At 42.6% G+C, this 960-nt stretch carries 1 protein-coding gene; it reads left to right on the forward strand.

The window, feature by feature from the left end:
* The coding region (locus A3729_RS33595) for a hypothetical protein (protein WP_197476188.1) at positions 1-960 on the forward strand (960 nt) is incomplete at both ends.

Here is a 960-nt window from a genome sequence, read left to right on the forward strand (position 1 = left end):
AATTTCTGAAGAGCCTGAGTTAGCAATCAGACAGTTCGAAAAAGCACTTTCAATTGATAATGGCAATAAGAACGCATTTCTAGGTATGGCCAGAGCTCATCATGCGCTTGGCCACTTCGATGTCGCTTACCTCCATTATCGATCTTTAATCAATCATGGCTATGATGACATTACGATCTTGCATGGCATGCTTAACTGCTGCCCTCATATAAAGATAGAATCTTACAACACTCAGCTTGAAGCTGATTTGTTTTTGCTTCTGTCAAAGAGCGAACTGGCTTTAGATAAACTTGCCGGATTCGCCGCGGCATTGCTAGTCAAAAAATATGATTTAAGTAATCCAAATGCGACGATTGAAATGCTTGAAGTCGCAAAAGACCCCTTAGTGTATTACTCCTTACTAAACTGCATTTTACCTGATCCGCATGTTGAAGAATTTATAACGCTATTGCGCCAAAGCATTTTGCTAGAGTGCGTTGAGTCAGGCACCCTTCGGGATGATCTACAAGTGCTAGCTATCGCGATTGCTGTTTATGCGGAGCGTACTAACTTCGCTTTAATCGTTGATGAAGTTGAAGAGGAAAAAGTCGAGCTAATTGATCAATCTCTTCAACATACCCTCCAACACCAATGGGAAGTTGATGAGGTAGCCGGCGCATTGATTGTTGTGGGTATGTATAAGGCATTCTTCTCTCAGACTTATGCAGTTAACTTAACAGCGCTGGAACTAGATCAGTGGCCATCGGCATTATTACCCTTAATGGAGTCATCCCTATATCGTCGAGCTGAGCGTGAATCTTTCAAGCAGCAGTTCCCAGAAAAGAAAAGTGAACTGCTAACTAGTAAAGATGACTTACCGGGGCCATTTCCAAGGCGGCAAACAATCGACTTTTTTAATCAGCAGTCCTTGAAGCAGGAACTAATCAATAACTTCCAGCTGCCAGAATCGGAACTGCCAGA

The organism is Oleiphilus sp. HI0043, assembly GCF_001634935.1.